Source organism: Streptomyces sp. NPDC001770 (genome assembly GCF_053596135.1).
This window is the reverse complement of sequence record NZ_JBSFFN010000001.1, coordinates 403,960-424,211: the sequence shown is the minus strand read 5'-3', so window position 1 is coordinate 424,211 and position 20,252 is coordinate 403,960. Positions and strand designations below refer to the sequence as shown.

Sequence of the window (20,252 nt, the reverse complement as noted above, 5' to 3'; positions counted from 1 at the left end):
TGGGTAACGACTACCAGCGGTAGTGCGCGAAGGCCTTGTTGGACTCGGCCATCTTGTGGGTGTCCTCGCGCTTCTTCACGGCCGCACCGAGACCGTTGGAGGCGTCGAGCAGCTCGTTCATGAGGCGCTCGGTCATGGTCTTCTCACGACGGGCGCGGGAGTAACCGACGAGCCAGCGCAGAGCGAGGGTGGACGCGCGACCGGGCTTGACCTCGATCGGCACCTGGTAGGTGGCGCCACCGACACGGCGGGACTTGACCTCGAGGGCGGGCTTGACGTTCTCAAGCGCGCGCTTCAGCGTGATGACCGGGTCGTTGCCGGTCTTCTCGCGGAGGCCTTCCATGGCGCCGTACACGATCCGCTCGGCGGTGGAACGCTTGCCGTCGAGCAGGATCTTGTTGATCAGCGACGTGACAAGAGGAGAGCTGTAGACCGGGTCGATGATGACCGGGCGCTTCGGGGCGGGGCCCTTACGAGGCATTCTTACTTCTCCTTCTTGGCGCCGTAGCGGCTGCGGGCCTGCTTGCGGTTCTTGACACCCTGGGTGTCAAGGGAGCCGCGGATGATCTTGTAACGAACACCCGGCAGGTCCTTCACACGGCCACCACGCACGAGCACGATGGAGTGCTCCTGCAGGTTGTGTCCCTCACCCGGGATGTAGGCCGTGACCTCGATGCCGGAGGTCAGACGCACACGCGCGACCTTACGGAGGGCCGAGTTCGGCTTCTTCGGGGTGGTCGTGAACACACGCGTGCAGACGCCGCGGCGCTGGGGCGAACCCTCGAGCGCGGGCGTCTTGTTCTTCTCGACCTTGTCCTGCCGGCCCTTCCGGACCAGCTGCTGGATCGTAGGCACTACTTCTCCGGTTTCTGTGTGCCGTTCGTTGAAACTAACCTGGAACATCGCCGACCCACGCGGTCGGGTGTGTCGAATACTGCAGACCCCTGCCGGAAAACAACGGATGAGGCGCAGATTGCGGTGGCCCTTTCGCGGACCCGGCCTGCGGCTGAGGACACGCATGCCGAGCCCAGGCACACCCCAGGCACAAGGCTTGAGCGTACCTACCTCATCGACTTGGGTCAAAACAAATGGGGCGCGGCCGGACGCGCGACGACCCGTCCCCCGACGGGGACACCACCGCGGTGACGTACGGATGACTGGTCCCGGGCCTCTCCGGAGAACGTACCGGGTACAACGGCCCCGTTGATCCGCAACGGCCGGAGCGTGGACGGAGCGCCGGCGGAACACGGGCGGACCTTAGGGTGAGGCCGCCCGCAGACCACCCTCATCAGGCGTACGCGGGGCCCGGCGGCTCGGCGGGGACCGGTCCGCCGTGTCCGGTACCGGAGAAGCCGCCGCGGTCCCCCCGGGGGCGGGCACGGGGGCCGTCGGCCTCCACGTACGCCGGCACCGTCGGAGGAATCGCTGTGATCAATCTCGCCGCCCCGGTCAACCCGGTCCTGCTCTCCGCCGCCCCGCTCCGGTCACCCAGCAGCGTGGCCCAGTCAATGTTCTGGGAAGCGACGGACCAGCTCTGGTACGTGTGCCAGCGCTACGTCACCGAGGGCGACCAGGCCCGTCTGCTGGTCAGCAGGCTGCACGCCGACGGCACGCTGCTGGACTCCATGACCCTCCTGAGGGCCGGCCACGGGGCGAACATCGGTGTCGACCGCCGGAACGACGGCATCTATCTCTGGACCGACGCGCTCGTCTCGGAGAGCCTCTGGGCCCAGGCCATAGCCCGGGTCAGATACGTGCCCGAGGGCGTCGCCGACGCGTCCGACCCGCAGTCCGTCGCCCTGCACCACCCGAGAACCGGCGTGTACCGGGTGTCGGCCACCGTCGACCCGGTCGCCCGGGAGCTGATCTTCCGGAGCCAGAACAGCAACGTCTCCTCCGCCACGTCCGTCGCCCTCGTCGACCGCTACGACCTCGACGCGGCCGCGGAAGGGGTCTTCGAACCCCTCGGGACCGTCAGCCAGGTGTCCGACCGGACGCTCCAGGGATACGCCAGCCTCGGCGGGTACCTCTACACGCTCTACGGCGACAGCGCGCAGGCCAACACCTACATCACCTGCACGGACTGGCGGTCCGGGAAGGTCGTCGGCGACCAGCACATCACCACGCTCAGTTCGCTCTCCGACCGGGAGCCGGAGGGGCTCTGCGTCTATCAGGCGGCCCCCGGGGACACCGCGTCCGCGACCCTGGCCTTCGGCTTCGCGGACGGGGTACCGGGCGGTCGCACGTTCTACGCGGCCCGCTTCCCCCACCCCGGCACGCCCGCGTGGGTCAAGGTCCCCTACGACACCTCCGTGTACGTCCCCAACAGCGACAACTACCCGCCGCAGTACCGGCTGTCCGGGGACCAGGTCCACCTGCACTTCGGGATCTCCCGCATCGACGGGAAGCCCTGGACCAACGGGGAGGTGCTGTTCCGGCTCCCCGTCCCGGCCCGACCCGACCGCACCCAGCGGCTGGTGGGGGTCGTCTCCGGCGCCGGGGTCACCACGGACACCATGGCCGTCCGGTTCGAGGTGACCACCAGCGGCGACGTCATCATCTACGACGAGCGCCCGCTGACCGGCTGGGTGGGCGGGGACCACAGCTTCTGGCGCTGCTGAGGCCGTTCGCCCCCGGAGAGGTGCCCGGCCCCGACCGCGACAGGGGTCAGCCCCTCAGACCGACACGGTCGTCGCGGTCCTCCGGGGGCGCTCCCCCACCATCCGGTCGAAGAGCCGGCCCGTGGCACCGCCCACCGCCGCGTCCAGGTGCTCGGGCTCACCGAGCGCCAGGGCCCAGGCCGGTCCGCCCGACGCGGCCCCTGCGCGCAGGACGAGGCGGCCCCGGCCGTCCTCGTCCACCCGTACACCGTGTCGGGCGCCGGCAGGGTGGCTCGCGTCCGTCCCGTCCTGCCAGGGCCAGGCGCCGGCACCGGGCTCCGTACGCCGGGCCAGCCGGATACCGGCACCGAGGCCGACGGGGCGCCGGCTGAGGAGCCGGGCGGGCCTGCCGTCCGCCGCCGGGGCCAGACGTACCCGCCCCGGGGCGCCGTCCGCGTCGAGAAGCGCCAGGCGTGTCCCGGTCCCGACCGCCGCGACGAGGCCGTCACGCATCTCCCGCGACCAGTTCGCCTCCCGGCCCGACAGCACCACGGCCGTGTAACGGGCCGGATCGACGCTCCCCTCGTGCAGGTCGAGGGCGCTCGCGTAGGTCACGTCGTACCCCGCCTCCTCCACCCAGCGCGCGAGAGCGGTGTCCTGAGGGAGCGCGGCAGGCAGCCCCAGTCCGGCGTAGGGACGGTCAAAGGACACCTGGAGGGGCCCGTCGCCGGACACCGGGCCGGGGGGCAGCGGCCAGGCGTTGTCCGCCTGGTAGCCGGTGAACGGCAGCACGATCAGGACGTCCGAGCCGCGGGACTCCTCGCGGACGACGAAGGGGGTAAAGCTGCGGAACCCGTCCTCCGTGGTGAAGACCGCCAGGAAGATTCCGGAGACCCAGCCGGACGGGACGTCCAGCTTCCAGGAGACGGGCCAGTCGCAGGGGACGGCTCCGGTGCGGCGGGAGACCGCCGGCGCGTCGCGCGGGCCCACCGCGACCGGCTCCCCGGTCAGGAGATGCCGTGCCCCGGCTCCGTTGTAGTGGCCCACCCGGTAGACGGAGACCGTGCACTCCTGGTCCCGGTGGGACGCGAGGTGGAAATCGAGCGAAGCCCCCGGCGCGACCGAGGTGGCGGAGGCGTACCCCTGGATCTCGGGCTTCCGGACGGTCACCCCGCTGGTCTCCCGGTGGCCGACCGACCAGGCGTCGGAACCGGTCGCCAGGTTCTCCCGCACCACCGGGTTGTCCCCGGTACGCGGGCCCGGACGGGCGGCGGACGCGGGGCTCGCGGCGGCCGTCACGCCGCCTCCGGCCACGGTCGCCGCTCCGAGGAAGCGCAGCAGGGACCGGCGCGACACGTACGGCATTTCAGGACCTCCACGGAGCCGTACCGGAAAGGTCGGTCCGGTACGCCGGGGCCGCTGCGGCAGCGACGGCCCCCGGTCCCGTCGCTGATCACTCATCGTAGAACGCCCGCTCGACCGCACCGGCGGTCCGGGTGATCACGAACCGGAAACGCCGCAGGGCGGCCACCCCCAACGGGGTGACCGCCCTGCGGTTGGTCGACGGAGCGACTCGCTTACTGGTTGTACGGACCGTAGTCGTAGTCCTCCAGCGGAACGGCCTGGCCGGAGCCGGTGCCGAACGGCGAGTAGTCGATGTCGTCGTAGCCGACGGCCGAGTACATCGCGGCCTTGGCTTCCTCGGTCGGCTCGACCCGGATGTTGCGGTAGCGGGCGAGGCCCGTACCGGCCGGGATGAGCTTACCGATGATGACGTTCTCCTTGAGGCCGATCAGGGAGTCCGACTTGGCGTTGATCGCCGCGTCGGTCAGAACCCTGGTCGTCTCCTGGAAGGACGCCGCCGACAGCCACGACTCGGTGGCGAGCGAGGCCTTGGTGATACCCATCAGCTGCGGACGGCCGGAGGCGGGGTGTCCGCCCTCGGTGACCACACGACGGTTCTCGGTCTCGAACTTCGAGCGCTCGACGAGCTCGCCCGGCAGGAGTTCCGCGTCGCCGGACTCGATGATCGTCACGCGGCGGAGCATCTGCCGGATGATGATCTCGATGTGCTTGTCGTGGATCGACACGCCCTGCGAGTTGTAGACCTTCTGGACTTCGCCGACCAGGTGGACCTGGACCGCACGCTGGCCGAGGATGCGCAGCACGTCGTGCGGGTTGGTCGCACCGAAGGTCAGCTTCTGGCCGACCTCCACGTGGTCGCCCTCGCGGACGAGCACCTTGGCGCGCTTGGAGATCGGGAAGGGAGTCTCCTCGCTTCCGTCGTCCGGCGTGACGATGATCTTCTTGGTCTTCTCGGTCTCTTCGATCCGGATGCGGCCTGCGGCCTCGGAGATCGGAGCGACACCCTTCGGCGTACGGGCTTCGAAGAGCTCGACGACACGGGGCAGACCCTGGGTGATGTCGTCACCGGCCACACCACCGGTGTGGAAGGTACGCATCGTCAGCTGGGTACCGGGCTCACCGATGGACTGGGCGGCGATGATGCCGACCGCCTCACCGATGTCGACCAGCTTGCCGGTGGCGAGCGAGCGTCCGTAGCAGAAGGCACAGGTGCCGACGGCGGACTCACAGGTCAGGACGGAACGGGTCTTGACCTCCTCGACACCCGCGTTCACGAGGGCGTCGATGAGCACGTCACCGAGGTCCACGTTGGCCGGCGCGATGACCTTGCCGTCGATGACGACGTCCTCGGCCAGCATGCGGGCGTACACCGAGGTCTCGACGTCGTCCGTCTTGCGCAGGACACCGTCCTCGCCCTTGACCGCGATCTTCAGCTTGAGGCCGCGGTCGGTGCCACAGTCCTCCTCGCGGATGATCACGTCCTGCGAGACGTCCACCAGACGACGGGTCAGGTAACCCGAGTCGGCGGTACGCAGCGCGGTGTCGGCCAGACCCTTACGGGCACCGTGCGTGGAGATGAAGTACTCGAGGACGGTGAGGCCCTCACGGAACGACGCCTTGATGGGACGCGGGATCGTCTCGTTCTTGGCGTTCGACACCAGACCACGCATACCGGCGATCTGACGCATCTGCATCATGTTTCCTCGGGCACCCGAGTCAACCATCATGAAGATGGGGTTCACCTTGGGGAAGTTCGCGTTCATCGCCTCGGCAACCTCGTTGGTCGCCTTGGTCCAGATCGCGATGAGCTCCTGCGTGCGCTCGTCCTTGGTGATCAGACCGCGCTCGTACTGCTTCTGGACCTTCTCGTCCTGCTCCTCGTAGCCGCGCACGATGGCCTTCTTGGCCTCGGGCACGACGATGTCGGAGACAGCCACGGTGACGCCGGAACGCGTCGCCCAGTGGAAGCCGGCCGCCTTCAGGTTGTCGAGCGTCGCCGCCACGATGACCTTGGGGTAACGCTCGGCCAGGTCGTTGACGATCTCGGAGAGCTGCTTCTTGCCCACCGAGTAGTCGACGAACGGGTAGTCCTCGGGCAGCAGCTCGTTGAAGAGCGCGCGGCCAAGGCTCGTACGCAGACGGAAGGTGTCACCCGGCTGGTACTCGGGCTCGCCCTCCTCGGCGACCGGCGGCACCCAGCCACGCGGCGGGATGGTGCCCACCGGGAAGCGGATGTCGACCTTCGCCTGGAGAGACAGCTCGCGGGCGTCGAAGGCCATGGTGGCCTCGGCCGTGGAGCCGAACGCGCGGTCCGTGCCCTTGACGTTGCGGCCCTCTTCGTCCGTGGTGAGGAAGAAGAGGCCCAGCACCATGTCCTGGGTCGGCATGGTGACGGGGCGACCGTCGGCCGGCTTCAGGATGTTGTTCGAGGACAGCATCAGGATGCGGGCCTCGGCCTGCGCCTCCGCGGAGAGCGGCAGGTGCACGGCCATCTGGTCACCGTCGAAGTCCGCGTTGAACGCGGTGCAGACGAGCGGGTGGATCTGGATGGCCTTGCCCTCGACCAGCTGCGGCTCGAAGGCCTGGATGCCGAGGCGGTGCAGGGTGGGCGCACGGTTCAGCAGCACCGGGTGCTCGGCGATGACCTCTTCGAGGACGTCGTACACGACGGTGCGGCCACGCTCGACCATGCGCTTGGCCGACTTGATGTTCTGCGCGTGGTTCAGGTCCACCAGGCGCTTCATCACGAACGGCTTGAAGAGCTCCAGCGCCATGGCCTTCGGCAGACCGCACTGGTGCAGCTTGAGCTGCGGGCCGACGACGATCACGGAACGCGCGGAGTAGTCCACGCGCTTGCCGAGGAGGTTCTGACGGAATCGACCCTGCTTGCCCTTGAGCATGTCGCTCAGGGACTTCAGCGGACGGTTGCCGGGGCCCGTGACCGGGCGGCCACGACGGCCGTTGTCGAACAGCGCGTCGACGGCCTCCTGCAGCATGCGCTTCTCGTTGTTCACGATGATCTCGGGGGCACCGAGGTCGAGAAGGCGCTTCAGGCGGTTGTTGCGGTTGATCACGCGGCGGTACAGGTCGTTCAGGTCGGAGGTCGCGAAGCGGCCACCGTCCAGCTGCACCATCGGACGCAGGTCCGGCGGGATGACCGGCACGCAGTCGAGCACCATGCCCTTGGGCTTGTTGCTGGTCTGCAGGAACGCGGAGACGACCTTGAGGCGCTTGAGCGCACGGGTCTTCTTCTGGCCCTTGCCGGAACGGATGATCTCGCGGAGGCGCTCGGCCTCCTCGTCGAGGTCGAAGGACTCCAGGCGCTTCTGCAGCGCAGCGGCGCCCATGCAGCCGTCGAAGTACGTGCCGAAGCGGTCACGCAGCTCGCGGTAGAGCAGCTCGTCGCCCTCGAGGTCCTGGACCTTGAGGTTCTTGAAGCGGCTCCACACCTCGTCGAGACGGTCGATCTCGCGCTGCGCACGGTCGCGCAGCTGCTTCATCTCACGCTCGGCACCTTCGCGCACCTTGCGGCGCACGTCGGCCTTGGCACCCTCGGCCTCGAGCTCGGCCAGGTCGGTCTCGAGCTTCTTGGCGCGGTTCTCCAGGTCGGAGTCGCGACGGTTCTCGACCTGCTGGCGCTCGACGGAGACGTGGGCCTCCAGCGACGGGAGGTCGCGGGTGCGGCGCTCCTCGTCGACGAACGTGATCATGTACGCGGCGAAGTAGATGACCTTCTCGAGGTCCTTCGGCGCGAGGTCCAGCAGGTATCCGAGGCGCGACGGGACGCCCTTGAAGTACCAGATGTGGGTGACGGGAGCGGCAAGCTCGATGTGGCCCATGCGCTCACGGCGCACCTTGGCGCGCGTGACCTCGACGCCACAGCGCTCACAGATGATGCCCTTGAAGCGGACACGCTTGTACTTGCCGCAGTAGCACTCCCAGTCCCGGGTCGGACCGAAGATCTTCTCGCAGAAGAGTCCGTCCTTTTCGGGCTTGAGCGTGCGGTAGTTGATGGTCTCCGGCTTCTTCACTTCGCCGTGGGACCAGGTCCGGATGTCGTCCGCGGTGGCAAGGCCGATCCGCAGCTCGTCGAAGAAGTTGACGTCGAGCACTTGTCGTCAATCCCTCTTTCGGGGGTTCGAGCCCCTCGCCGTGAAGCGTGGAGATGGGGCACTTCAGCAATGGTCTGAACGGGTCCCGGGAGGGCCGGCCGGATCACGTGGATCCGGCCGGCCTACCCGTCAGACCTCTTCGACGCTGCTCGGCTCGCGCCGGGACAGGTCGATACCGAGTTCCTCCGCCGCGCGGAAGACGTCCTCGTCCGTGTCGCGCATCTCGATGGACATGCCGTCCGAGGACAGCACCTCCACGTTGAGGCAGAGCGACTGCATTTCCTTGATGAGCACCTTGAAGGACTCAGGGATGCCCGGCTCAGGGATGTTCTCGCCCTTGACGATGGCCTCGTAGACCTTCACGCGGCCGGTCACGTCGTCGGACTTGATCGTCAGCAGCTCCTGGAGGGCGTACGCGGCGCCGTAAGCCTCAAGGGCCCACACCTCCATCTCTCCGAAGCGCTGACCACCGAACTGAGCCTTACCACCGAGCGGCTGCTGGGTGATCATGGAGTACGGGCCGGTCGAACGAGCGTGGAGCTTGTCGTCGACCAGGTGGTGCAGCTTGAGGATGTACATGTACCCGACCGAGACCGGGTCCGGGAACGGCTCACCGGAGCGGCCGTCGAACAGGTTGGCCTTTCCGGAGGGCTGGACCAGGCGGTCGCCGTCGCGGTTCGGGATCGTGGCGTTGAACAGGCCGCTGATCTCGTCCTCGCGCGCACCGTCGAAGACGGGCGTGGCGACGTTGGTGCCGGGGGCGACCTGGTCGGCGCCGATGGCCTGGAGCCGCTGGGCCCACTCGTCACCGAGGCCGGAGACGTCCCAGCCGCGGCTGGCGAGCCAGCCGAGGTGGATCTCCAGGACCTGTCCCGGGTTCATTCGGGACGGGACACCCAGCGGGTTGAGGATGATGTCGACCGGGGTTCCGTCCTCCAGGAACGGCATGTCCTCGATCGGCAGGATCTTCGAGATGACGCCCTTGTTGCCGTGACGGCCGGCGAGCTTGTCACCATCGGTGATCTTGCGCTTCTGCGCGACGTAGACGCGGACCAGCTGGTTCACGCCCGGCGGCAGCTCGTCGCCCTCTTCGCGGTCGAAGACGCGGACGCCGATGACCTTGCCGATCTCACCGTGCGGCACCTTCAGCGAGGTGTCGCGCACCTCGCGCGCCTTCTCACCGAAGATCGCGCGGAGCAGGCGCTCCTCGGGGGTCAGCTCGGTCTCACCCTTGGGCGTGACCTTGCCGACGAGGATGTCGCCGGCGACGACCTCGGCACCGATACGGATGATGCCGCGCTCGTCGAGGTCGGCGAGGACCTCTTCGGAGACGTTCGGGATGTCCCGGGTGATCTCCTCCGGGCCGAGTTTGGTGTCACGGGCGTCGACCTCGTGCTCCTCGATGTGGATCGAGGAGAGGACGTCGTCCTGCACGAGGCGCTGCGACAGGATGATCGCGTCCTCGTAGTTGTGACCCTCCCACGGCATGAACGCCACGAGCAGGTTCTTGCCCAGGGCCATCTCACCGTTCTCGGTGGCCGGTCCGTCGGCGAGCACCTGGTCGGCGACGACCCGGTCGCCCTCGGAGACGACGACCTTCTGGTTGACCGAGGTGCCCTGGTTGGAGCGCATGAACTTGGCGATGCGGTACGTGGTGTACGTGCCGTCGTCGTTCGTGACGGTGATGTAGTCCGCGGAGACCTCCTGGACCACACCGTCCTTCTCGGCCTTCAGCACGTCACCTGCGTCGGTGGCGCAGCGGTACTCCATGCCGGTGCCGACGAGGGGCGCCTCGCTCTTGATGAGCGGGACGGCCTGGCGCATCATGTTCGCGCCCATGAGGGCACGGTTGGCGTCGTCGTGCTCCAGGAAGGGGATCATCGCGGTGGCGACGGACACCATCTGGCGCGGCGAGACGTCCATGTAGTCGACCTCGGCCGGCGGCACGTAGTCGACCTCACCGCCGCGGCGGCGGACCAGGACGCGGGGCTCGGTGAAGCGCAGCTCGTCGGAGAGGGTCGCGTTCGCCTGGGCGATGACGTAGCGGTCCTCCTCGTCGGCCGTGATGTAGTCGACCTCGTCGGTGACCTGGCCGTCGGTGACCTTGCGGTACGGCGTCTCGATGAAGCCGAACGCGTTGACGCGGCCGTACGAGGCGAGCGAACCGATCAGACCGATGTTCGGGCCTTCAGGGGTCTCGATCGGGCACATGCGTCCGTAGTGGGACGGGTGCACGTCTCGGACCTCGAAGCCGGCCCGCTCACGGGAGAGACCACCCGGGCCAAGTGCCGACAGGCGGCGCTTGTGGGTGAGACCCGACAGCGGGTTGTTCTGGTCCATGAACTGCGACAGCTGGCTGGTGCCGAAGAACTCCTTGATGGAGGCGACGACCGGCCGGATGTTGATCAGGGTCTGCGGCGTGATCGCCTCGACGTCCTGGGTCGTCATGCGCTCACGCACGACGCGCTCCATACGGGCGAGACCCGTACGGACCTGGTTCTGGATCAGCTCGCCGACGTTGCGCAGGCGGCGGTTGCCAAAGTGGTCGATGTCGTCGGTCTCGACGACGATCGAACGTCCGGACTCGCCGACCGTCTCGGTCTCACCGGCGTGCAGCTTGACCAGGTACTTGATGGTCGCGATGACGTCGTCGGTGGTGAGCACGCCGGCGTCCAGCGGCTCGTCGGCGCCGAGCTTCTTGTTCACCTTGTAGCGGCCGACCTTCGCGAGGTCGTAGCGCTTCGGGTTGAAGTAGAGGTTCTCGAGCAGCGTCTGAGCGGCCTCGCGGGTCGGCGGCTCGCCCGGGCGGAGCTTGCGGTAGATGTCGAGCAGCGCGTCGTCCTGGCCCTGGGTGTGGTCCTTCTCCAGGGTGGCGCGCATCGACTCGTACTCGCCGAACTCCTCCAGGATCTGCTCGGTCGTCCAGCCGAGAGCCTTCAGGAGGACGGTGACCGACTGCTTGCGCTTGCGGTCGATGCGGACACCGACCATGTCGCGCTTGTCGATCTCCATCTCCAGCCAGGCACCCCGGGAAGGGATGATCTTGGCGGAGTAGATGTCCTTGTCGGACGTCTTGTCGATCGAGGAATCGAAGTAGACGCCGGGGGAACGGACGAGCTGCGACACCACGACACGCTCGGTGCCGTTGATGACGAAGGTGCCCTTGTTGGTCATGAGCGGGAAATCGCCCATGAAGACCGTCTGAGACTTGATCTCGCCGGTCTCGTTGTTGGTGAACTCGGCGGTGACGAAGAGCGGGGCGGCGAACGTGAAGTCGCGCTCCTTGCACTCGTCGATCGAGTTCTTCGGGGGCTCGAATCGGTGGTCGCGGAACGTGAGCGACATCGACCCGGAGAAGTCCTCGATCGGGGAGATCTCCTCGAAGATTTCCTCCAGGCCGGACTTGGTGGGGACGTCTTGTCCACTGTCCAGAGCAGCCTCGACGCGAGCCTTCCAGGCGGCGTTGCCGAGGAGCCAGTCAAAGCTCTCGGTCTGCAGCGCGAGGAGGTTCGGAACCTCGAGGGGCTCCTTGATCTTTGCAAAGGAGATGCGCAGCGGGGCGGTGCTGGCACCGTTGTTCGTATTCGCGGTCGAGGCGTTGCGCGAGGCGGCCAAGAGGGGGTCCTTCCGAGGGCTCGGACTCACTACGCGCGTACCGGTCCCATGCCGACACGAGGACGGAAATCCCAGTTCAGGGAGGATCTGTCATCGATGCTCAAGCGTGGGCATGCCCCTGGTGACGGGCAGGAGGCAGCTAACAGGCAGCGCAAAGGGACAGTGTAGCCAAGCGGCACACTGATGTCCAGTCGGGGTTCTCAGAGACCCGCGTCGCTGTCAACAGCTGTTCTCAACACCTTTTCAGCCCTCGCGCGGCGTGTGCCGCGCGCTTCTTTACTTCCCGCTTCGCTCTCGATCCATGCCTCGGATACGGACCGAGATGAAGACGCGTCCTGAGAATTGCGCGCCGCGTGCGGTTCGTCAAGGCCCCCCGGCCCGCACACACCTCCTGTGGCCGCGTCCGCGGCTCGGAGGTCCTCTCCGACGCCCTCAGGAGGCGTACGGCGATGATCACCCTACTACCCACCGGCCGAAGAGCAAGGCAGCCGCCTCGGGTACGCCGAAGGGCGACCACCCGGTCGGGTGATCGCCCTTCGCGTTCGCGACGGACCCGCCTCACGGCAGGGACGTCACAGGAGAGTCAGAAGACTCGTGAGGTCACTTGACCTCGACGGACGCGCCGGCGCCCTTGAGGGACTCGGCGGCCTTCTCAGCGGCCTCCTTGGCGACCTTCTCGAGGACGGGCTTCGGGGCGCCGTCGACGAGGTCCTTGGCCTCCTTCAGGCCGAGGGAGGTCAGCTCACGCACGACCTTGATGACCTGGATCTTCTTCTCGCCGGCACCCGTGAGGATGACGTCGAACTCGTCCTGCTCCTCGACGGCCTCAGCGGCGACACCGGCGCCACCGGCGGCGGCAACGGCGACCGGGGCGGCGGCCGTGACGTCGAACTTCTCCTCGAACGCCTTGACGAACTCGGCCAGCTCGATGAGGGTCAGGGTCTCGAACTGCTCGAGCAGCTCTTCCTGGGACAGCTTCGCCATGATGGCGTCCTTCCACTAAGTCGGCAGGTGCCGGATGTATATGTCGGCGGGCGTACGAAGGGCCCGCTGGACCGCTGAGTGGTTACTCGGCAGCCTCGGCGGGCGCCGGCGTACCGGCACCGCCCTGCTCTTCCTTCTTGGCACGAAGAGCTTCCGCGGTGCGGACGAACTTCGAGGGGAGCGCCTGGAAGAGCGCCGCAGCCTGAGACTGCTTGCCCTTCAGTGCACCTGCCAGCTTGGCGAGCAGAACCTCGCGGGACTCGAGGTCCGCGAGCTTCTTGATCTCATCGGCGGACAGCGCCTTGCCGTCAAGGACACCGCCCTTGATGATGAGGTTCGGGTTGTCCTTGGCGAAGTCACGAAGACCCTTCGCCGACTCCACCGGGTCACCGGTGACGAAGGCAACCGCCGTCGGGCCTGCGAACAGGTCGTCCAGCGTGTCGATCCCGGCCTCGTTGGCCGCGATCTTGGTCAGCGTGTTCTTCACCACGGCGTACTGGGCGTTCTCACCGAGCGAACGGCGCAGCTGCTTGAGCTGGGCCACGGTGAGACCCCGGTACTCGGTCAGCACGGCGGCGTTCGAGCTGCGGAACTGGTCCGCGAGCTCGGCTACCGCGGCAGCCTTGTCGGGCCTTGCCATGAGCGTCGGCCTCCTTCCGGGTGATGAGGACCGCTCAGAAGGGGCCGGGAAAGACGAAACGCCCCAGCACAAGTGCCAGGGCGCGGCTCGACCGGCACGAGTCCGGGAGCAGATCCACAGTCACCTGCGCAGGTCGTCCGTCTGTACGGAACCTTCGGTCGATGTCCCTTCTGACGAAGGCACACCAACGACCAGCGGTCTTTGGCTTCTCAAGGAGCGTACGCGACCGGGACCGCGCGGGGCAAATCCGTCCGGAATCCGCAGGGTGCGGGAGGTTTGCGCCCGCACCCCGCAGGCCACCGGAGGGCGTCGGGAAAGGGTCAGGAGGTGGCGGTCTGGGCCTGTCCCGCGATCTCCGTGAAGTCCGCCGTGTCGCTCGCCGCGGGCGCCTGGACGCTCACCGGGGTGCTGTACCCGCTGTAGAAGACGGTGGTGTTCACGTCGCCGGCGGCGCTCTCGGCCCGCTCGGTCTTCTTCACCGGCAGGTCGTTCTTGTCGACCCACAGGTCGATCGTCTCCGTGGTGATGCCGGCCTTGTCGAGCTGCGCCTTGAGCTCCGCGGTCTGCTCCGCGTCGAGGGCGCCGGCCTTCGCGGTGATCGCGGCGGCGTCGACGACTCCGGAGTAGTGAGTGGCGGAAACGCCCCGGACGTCCTCCACGCCGACCTTCTTCACGTCGCCGGCGGCCAGCAGCGTCTTCACGGCTTCCAGTGGCGTGGTGTTCTGCACCTGGTTCTGCAGCGCCTCGCCGGAGGCGCCGGTGAGTGCGGCGAGATCGGCGTAGGCGTACCGGACCCAGTGCTTGCCGCCGAGGGCGGCGGCGAAGGCGTCGCCCATGTTCAGGTAATAGGCGTCCTTCAGGTACACCGTCCGGACCGAGCCGTCCTCGCCCATCTTGGCCATGGCCGATCCCATGGAGCCGCCGGTGTACCGGACGGAGACGTCCCCGGTGAGACCGTTCGACCAGTCCATCGTCCCGGACATCGCCATCGACATGGTGGTGCCCATGTCGACGGTGCTCTCCACCTTGGCGGACGAGACGCCGTCGCTCTTCTGCCGCACCTTCTTGAGGGCGGCGATCGGCGACACGGCGACCGCGGCACCGGCCGGGCTCCTGTCGCCGTTCTTGCCGGCGGAACCCGCGGCCTCGTCCGACCCGCTGCACGCCGCCACCGAAGACAGCGCCACCACCGTCACGACCGACGCGCACACGCGCCGCAGTGTCCTGCTCGTCATCACTGCCCCACCCCTCGTACGTACTGGCGTCCCACCCGTGCACCCTTGCACAGGGGACCGACAGCGACCGATGCGGCCCCGTACCGCCGAACCGCTCCGGATACGAAGACGGGCCCCGCAACCGAATGGTTGCAGGGCCCATCTACACGCGTGACGCGGCTACCTGGTGAGCACGGTGGCTCAGACGGCGGCCGGGTCCTCCTCGACGAGGAGGTTACGGGTGCGGTTCGAGTCCAGCGGGATGCCGGGGCCCATCGTGGTGGCCAGTGCGGCCTTCTTGATGTAGCGGCCCTTGGCGGCCGACGGCTTCAGACGGAGGATCTCCTCCAGCGCGGCGGCGTAGTTCTCCACCAGCTTCGTCTCGTCGAAGGAGACCTTGCCGATGATGAAGTGCAGGTTCGAGTGCTTGTCGACGCGGAACTCGATCTTGCCGCCCTTGATGTCGTTGACAGCCTTGACGACATCGGGGGTGACGGTGCCGGTCTTCGGGTTCGGCATCAGACCACGCGGACCGAGCACGCGGCCGAGGCGGCCGACCTTGCCCATGAGGTCCGGGGTGGCGACGACGGCGTCGAAGTCCAGGCGGCCCTTCGCGACCTCGTCGATGAGCTCGTCGGAGCCGACGATGTCGGCGCCCGCGGCTTCCGCGGCCGCAGCACGGTCACCGGTCGCGAAGACCAGGACCCGGGCGGTCTTGCCGGTGCCGTGCGGGAGGTTCACGGTGCCACGGACCATCTGGTCGGCCTTGCGAGGGTCAACGCCCAGGCGGAAGGCGACCTCGACGGTGCCGTCGAACTTGGTGGTCGCGGTCTCCTTGGCGAGACGGACGGCCTCGAGCGGGGCGTAGACGCGCTCCCGGTCGATCTTCGCGTCCGCAGCGCGGAGGTTCTTGCTGCGCTTCACTGCTGCTCCTGTGTGTTCAGAGTGTGGAGTCGTGGTGCGGACCAGCGCCTGGTCCTACCACTTGAGGCCTGGAAGGCTGGACTCAGCCTTCGACCGTGATGCCCATGGAACGGGCGGTGCCAGCGATGATCTTCGACGCGGCGTCGAGGTCGTTGGCGTTCAGGTCGGGGAGCTTGGTCGTGGCGATCTCGCGGACCTGGGCGGCCGTCAGCTTGGCGACCTTGGTCTTGTGCGGCTCGCCGGAGCCCTTGTCCACACCAGCGGCCTTGAGGATCAGCTTGGCGGCCGGCGGAGTCTTCGTGATGAAGGTGAAGGAGCGGTCGTCGTAGACCGTGATCTCCACCGGCACGACCATGCCACGCTGCGACTCGGTCGCGGCGTTGTAGGCCTTGCAGAACTCCATGATGTTGACGCCGTGCTGACCCAGCGCGGGGCCGACCGGCGGGGCCGGGTTGGCGGCACCGGCGTTGATCTGGAGCTTGATAAGCCCCGTGATCTTCTTCTTCTTGGGAGGCATTGCTCTCTCCGGGTCCTAGTGAGAGTGTTTCGCCGCCATTCCGGTCATCCGGACGGAGGCATACCGCACAACGATAACGGGTATAGCTGCGCAACCAAAAACCGAGCAGGTCAGACCGGCTGCGAAGCCTGTCTGACCTGCTCGGTAGGCATGTGTCCAGAAAGGGGACGGAAACCGTCAGTTCTTCTGGATCTGGTCGAAGCTGAGCTCGACCGGGGTCTCGCGGCCGAAGATCTCGACGAGGCCCTTGACCTTCTTCGAGTCGGCGTTGATCTCGTTGATCGTCGCCTGCAGCGTCGCGAACGGGCCGTCGGTGACGGTGACCGAGTCGCCCACCTCGAAGTCGAGCACCTGGACCTCGACCCGGCGGGCCGGAGCCGGCTTGCCCGCGGCCTCGGCGGCCTCGCGGGCGGCCTTCTCCTCGGCCTCGGGGGCGAGCATCTTCACGATCTCGTCCAGGGTCAGCGGGTACGGGTCGTAGGCGTTGCCCACGAAGCCGGTGACGCCGGGCGTGTTGCGGACGACGCCCCAGGACTCGTTCGTCAGGTCCATGCGCACCAGGACGTAGCCCGGGAGCTTGTTCTGGCGGACGTTCTTGCGCTCGCCGTTCTTGATCTGGACGATCTCTTCCTCGGGGACTTCCGCCTGGTAGACGAACTCCTCGACGTTGAGCGAGACGGCGCGCTGCTCCAGGTTGGCCTTCACGCGCTTCTCGTACCCGGCGTACGTGTGGATGACGTACCACTCGCCGGGCAGGGTGCGGAGTTCCTCGCGCAGGGCGGCGACGGGGTCGACGGGGGCGGCCGGCTCGGCGGCTTCCTCGGACTCCTCGTCGGCGTCGTCCCCGGCGGGCTCGTCGTCGTCGGATTCGGCGGCGAGCGCCTCGTCGGCGTCGTCGGTCTCGTCGGCGTCGAGCTCGGCTTCAGCGCTCTCGTCAGCAGCTTCGACCTGGTCCGAGGACTCGGAGGACTCGGACTCCGAGGCCTCAACGATGTCGTGCTGGTCCTCGGCGGACTCGAAGGCGTCCGTCCCGGACTCGGCGGCGTCGTTCAGGTTCGGGTCAGACACGATGGCTGCTTCTTCCTGGATACAAATGGGTGGAACATGCGAAAGGGGCGCCGGTGAGGCGCCCTCCGCGGGATCAGCCGAAGACGTACTTGATGACCCGCTGGAATCCGAAGTCAATCACGGTAACGAGACCAATCATGACGACTACGAACACAATCACCACGGTGGTGTACGTGCTCAGCTGCTTGCGCGTGGGCCAGACGACCTTGCGCAGCTCGGCGATGATCTGACGGTAGAAGAGCGCGAGACGGCCGAAGGGGCCCTTCTTGCCGCGCTTGCCGCCCTTCCGAGCCTTCTTCGACTCGGGCGCTTCATCCTCAGCATCAGGCATGTCGATGGAGCCCACGGCGTCCGTCACGCTACTCACCTGATTCCGGGTCGTGGCCGTGCCGCGCCCGGTGGAGCCGCACGGCTGTGCAATGAAGTACGTACATGCGCACACATCCTGGCGAAGGAGTGTGTAGCAGGGCCGGAGGGACTTGAACCCCCAACCGCTGGTTTTGGAGACCAGTGCTCTACCAATTGAGCTACGACCCTTTGTGGTTTCCCCAACCTACCGCATGTCCCCTGGTGACCAGGAAGTCATTCCGGTGCGGCTGGTGAAGGCCAACGACAGGTGAGTGTACGTGTTCATGGGCTCCGCGTCGAACAGAAGTTGAGCGGGCCATCCTGACGGGGGTCGGCGGGGCGTGTCCCGGGGCATCCCGGGGGTCTCGTTCCGGCCCTGGCCAGGGCCCGTACGAGGCCCCGCAGGGCCCTGTCCGGCCGTCGGAACAGCCGCGCCGAGGGGGGTCCCGGTCAGGCACCATGGGGGGCATGAGCGCTGCAACTTCTCCGTCCGAACGCCGGGTCTCCGTCCGCGTCGGCGCGATCTCCGAGTCCGCCACCCTCGCCGTCGACGCCAAGGCCAAGGCCCTCAAGGCAGCCGGCCGTCCGGTGATCGGGTTCGGTGCCGGTGAGCCCGACTTCCCGACGCCCGGCTACATCGTCGAGGCCGCGGTCGAGGCGTGCCGCAACCCGAAGTACCACCGCTACACCCCGGCGGGCGGGCTGCCGGAGCTCAAGGCGGCGATCGCGGCGAAGACGCTGCGCGACTCCGGCTACGAGGTCGACGCCTCGCAGGTCCTGGTGACCAACGGCGGCAAGCAGGCCATCTACGAGGCCTTCGCGGCGGTCCTCGACCCGGGCGACGAGGTCATCGTCCCGGCTCCGTACTGGACCACCTACCCGGAGTCGATCCGGCTGGCCGGCGGTGTGCCGGTGGACGTGGTGGCCGACGAGACCACCGGGTACAAGGTCACGGTCGAGCAGTTGGAGGCCGCCCGCACGGAGCGGACGAAGGTCGTGCTGTTCGTCTCGCCGTCCAACCCGACCGGCGCGGTGTACACCGAGGCCGAGGCCGAGGCGATCGGCCGCTGGGCCGTCGGGCACGGGCTGTGGGTGCTGACCGACGAGATCTACGAGCACCTCGTCTACGGCGACGCGAAGTTCACCTCGCTGCCGGCGCTCCTGCCGGAGCTGCGGGACAAGTGCATCGTGGTCAACGGTGTCGCCAAGACGTACGCGATGACCGGCTGGCGGGTGGGGTGGATCGTCGGCCCGAAGGACATCGTGAAGGCAGCGACCAACCTCCAGTCGCACGCCACCTCGAACGTCTCCAACGTCGCCCAGGCCGCCGCGCTGGCCGCCGTCTCCGGGCCGCTGGACGCGGTCGCCGAGATGCGGACCGCCTTCGACCGCCGGCGGAGGACGATCGTGCGGATGCTCAACGAGATCGACGGGGTCCTCTGCCCCGAGCCCGAGGGCGCGTTCTACGTGTACCCCTCGGTGAAGGCCCTGCTCGGCAAGGAGATCCGCGGCCGGCGCCCGGCGAGCTCGGTCGAGCTGGCCGCGCTCATCCTGGACGAGGCCGAGGTCGCCGTCGTACCGGGTGAGGCCTTCGGCACGCCGGGTTACCTCCGGCTCTCCTACGCGCTGGGCGACGACGACCTGGCCGAGGGCGTCTCGCGGATCCAGAAGCTGCTGGCGGAGGCACGCGACTGACCTGGCGCCGAACACGGCAGGGTGCCCTCGGCCCGCGGACTTCATGTCCCGGGCCGGGGGCGCTTTTCTGTTCGCCCCCTCCTCGAAAGGGGGAGCGGCTTCCGCTCCGGGGCGTGGGTGCGGCAGGATCTTCCAATGGAGCGTGATGTACGTCTGTTGCCCAAGGCCCACCTGCACCTGCATTTCACGGGGTCGATGCGGCCGACCACCCTGCTCGAACTCGCCGACAAGTACGGCGTGCGCCTGCCCGAGGCCCTCACCGGTGGTGAACCCCCCGAACTGCGCGCGACCGACGAACGGGGCTGGTTCCGCTTCCAGCGGCTCTACGACATCGCCCGGTCCTGCCTGCGGGAGCCGGAGGACATCCAGCGCCTGGTGCGGGAGACCGCGCAGGAGGACGTCGCCGACGGTTCCGGCTGGCTGGAGATCCAGGTCGACCCCACCTCGTACGCACCGCTGCTCGGCGGTCTGATCCCGGCGATCGAGATCATTCTGGACGCCGTGGACAGCGCCTCCCGGGAGACCGGGCTGGGGATGCGGGTGGTGATCGCGGCGAACCGGATGAAGCACCCGCTGGACGCCCGCACGCTGGCCCGGCTGGCGGTGCGGTACGCGGACCGGGGAGTCGTCGGGTTCGGGCTCTCCAACGACGAGCGCCGGGGCATGGCCCGGGACTTCGACCGGGCCTTCGCCATCGCCCGCGAGGGCGGGCTGATCGCGGCCCCGCACGGCGGCGAGCTGGCCGGTCCCTCCAGCGTCCGGGACTGCCTGGACGACCTGGACGCGTACCGGATCGGGCACGGGGTGCGGGCCGCCGAGGACCCCCGGCTGATGCGGAGGCTGGCGGAGCGCGGGATCACCTGCGAGGTCTGCCCGGCGTCCAACGTGGCGCTGGGGGTCTACGAGAAGCCCGGCGACGTGCCGCTGCGGGCGCTGTTCGAGGCGGGGGTGCCGATGGCGCTCGGCGCGGACGACCCGCTGCTCTTCGGCGCCCGGCTGGCGGACCAGTACGACCTGGTGCGCAAGCACCACGCCTTCACCGACGAGGAGCTGGCGGAACTCGCCCGGCAGTCGGTGCGCGGCTCGGTGGCCCCGGAGGACGTGCGGCGCGGGCTGCTGGACGGGATCGACGGCTGGCTGGCCGCTCCGGCCGCCTGAGCGGCCCGGGCG

The 20,252-nt window shown here is 68.1% G+C and carries 15 protein-coding genes and 1 tRNA gene; 3 read left to right on the top strand and 13 right to left on the bottom strand.

The genetic code is table 11. The annotated features are described in order from the left end of the window. Nucleotides 1–10: 10 nt before the first annotated feature. Nucleotides 11–481, bottom strand: a complete 471-nt coding sequence (rpsG, locus tag ACWCSV_RS01855; protein ID WP_219611728.1) for a 30S ribosomal protein S7 — start codon at nt 479–481, stop codon at nt 11–13. A 2-nt stretch (nt 482–483) separates the two neighbouring features. Beyond that, nucleotides 484–855 carry a 30S ribosomal protein S12 gene (gene rpsL, locus ACWCSV_RS01850; RefSeq protein WP_003948652.1) on the bottom strand — a complete coding sequence of 124 codons (372 nt, stop codon included), beginning with the start codon at nt 853–855 and terminating at the stop codon, nt 484–486. A gap of 572 nt (nt 856–1,427) precedes the next feature. Here rpsL and ACWCSV_RS01845 point away from each other — a divergent pair. Beyond that, nucleotides 1,428–2,621 (top strand): phage baseplate protein, encoded by a 1,194-nt coding sequence (locus ACWCSV_RS01845; RefSeq protein ID WP_451137885.1) that lies wholly within the window; start codon nt 1,428–1,430, stop codon nt 2,619–2,621. A gap of 54 nt (nt 2,622–2,675) precedes the next feature. Here the strand turns inward: ACWCSV_RS01845 and ACWCSV_RS01840 are convergent, their stop codons facing one another. From ACWCSV_RS01840 to ACWCSV_RS01790, 11 genes are all read right to left on the bottom strand, one after another. Next, nucleotides 2,676–3,965: a N,N-dimethylformamidase beta subunit family domain-containing protein gene (locus ACWCSV_RS01840; RefSeq protein ID WP_451137884.1), complete on the bottom strand. Its 1,290-nt coding sequence runs from the start codon at nt 3,963–3,965 to the stop codon at nt 2,676–2,678. A 212-nt stretch (nt 3,966–4,177) separates the two neighbouring features. Next, a complete protein-coding gene (locus ACWCSV_RS01835; protein ID WP_390959991.1) occupies nt 4,178–8,077 on the bottom strand; it encodes a DNA-directed RNA polymerase subunit beta' in 3,900 nt (1,299 codons plus the stop codon). A gap of 129 nt (nt 8,078–8,206) precedes the next feature. Further along, on the bottom strand, nt 8,207–11,692 hold the full coding sequence (gene rpoB / locus ACWCSV_RS01830; RefSeq protein ID WP_451137883.1) for a DNA-directed RNA polymerase subunit beta: 3,486 nt from the start codon (nt 11,690–11,692) through the stop codon (nt 8,207–8,209). A 600-nt stretch (nt 11,693–12,292) separates the two neighbouring features. After that, a complete protein-coding gene (gene rplL, locus ACWCSV_RS01825) occupies nt 12,293–12,676 on the bottom strand; it encodes a 50S ribosomal protein L7/L12 (RefSeq protein ID WP_450774656.1) in 384 nt (127 codons plus the stop codon). A gap of 82 nt (nt 12,677–12,758) precedes the next feature. Continuing rightward, on the bottom strand, nt 12,759–13,316 hold the full coding sequence (gene rplJ, locus ACWCSV_RS01820; protein ID WP_327176212.1) for a 50S ribosomal protein L10: 558 nt from the start codon (nt 13,314–13,316) through the stop codon (nt 12,759–12,761). 320 nt (nt 13,317–13,636) lie between these two features. Further along, a complete protein-coding gene (locus tag ACWCSV_RS01815; RefSeq protein WP_451137882.1) occupies nt 13,637–14,551 on the bottom strand; it encodes a hypothetical protein in 915 nt (304 codons plus the stop codon). A 180-nt stretch (nt 14,552–14,731) separates the two neighbouring features. Next, nucleotides 14,732–15,454: a 50S ribosomal protein L1 gene (rplA, locus tag ACWCSV_RS01810; protein WP_390959982.1), complete on the bottom strand. Its 723-nt coding sequence runs from the start codon at nt 15,452–15,454 to the stop codon at nt 14,732–14,734. An 82-nt stretch (nt 15,455–15,536) separates the two neighbouring features. Continuing rightward, nucleotides 15,537–15,971: a 50S ribosomal protein L11 gene (gene rplK, locus ACWCSV_RS01805; protein WP_073740413.1), complete on the bottom strand. Its 435-nt coding sequence runs from the start codon at nt 15,969–15,971 to the stop codon at nt 15,537–15,539. 177 nt (nt 15,972–16,148) lie between these two features. Next, on the bottom strand, nt 16,149–17,039 hold the full coding sequence (gene nusG, locus ACWCSV_RS01800; protein WP_451137881.1) for a transcription termination/antitermination protein NusG: 891 nt from the start codon (nt 17,037–17,039) through the stop codon (nt 16,149–16,151). Between the two features lie 73 nt (nt 17,040–17,112). Next, a complete protein-coding gene (gene secE / locus ACWCSV_RS01795; RefSeq protein WP_327176216.1) occupies nt 17,113–17,397 on the bottom strand; it encodes a preprotein translocase subunit SecE in 285 nt (94 codons plus the stop codon). A 106-nt stretch (nt 17,398–17,503) separates the two neighbouring features. Then, nucleotides 17,504–17,576: transfer RNA gene (locus ACWCSV_RS01790), tRNA-Trp, on the bottom strand. Nucleotides 17,577–17,855: 279 nt separating this feature from the next. Between ACWCSV_RS01790 and ACWCSV_RS01785 the strand changes: the two genes are divergently transcribed. Both ACWCSV_RS01785 and ACWCSV_RS01780 read left to right on the top strand, forming a co-directional pair. After that, nucleotides 17,856–19,082 (top strand): pyridoxal phosphate-dependent aminotransferase, encoded by a 1,227-nt coding sequence (locus tag ACWCSV_RS01785; protein WP_451137880.1) that lies wholly within the window; start codon nt 17,856–17,858, stop codon nt 19,080–19,082. A 135-nt stretch (nt 19,083–19,217) separates the two neighbouring features. Next, nucleotides 19,218–20,240 (top strand): adenosine deaminase, encoded by a 1,023-nt coding sequence (locus ACWCSV_RS01780; RefSeq protein WP_451137879.1) that lies wholly within the window; start codon nt 19,218–19,220, stop codon nt 20,238–20,240. The last annotated feature ends 12 nt before the right edge of the window (nt 20,241–20,252 follow it).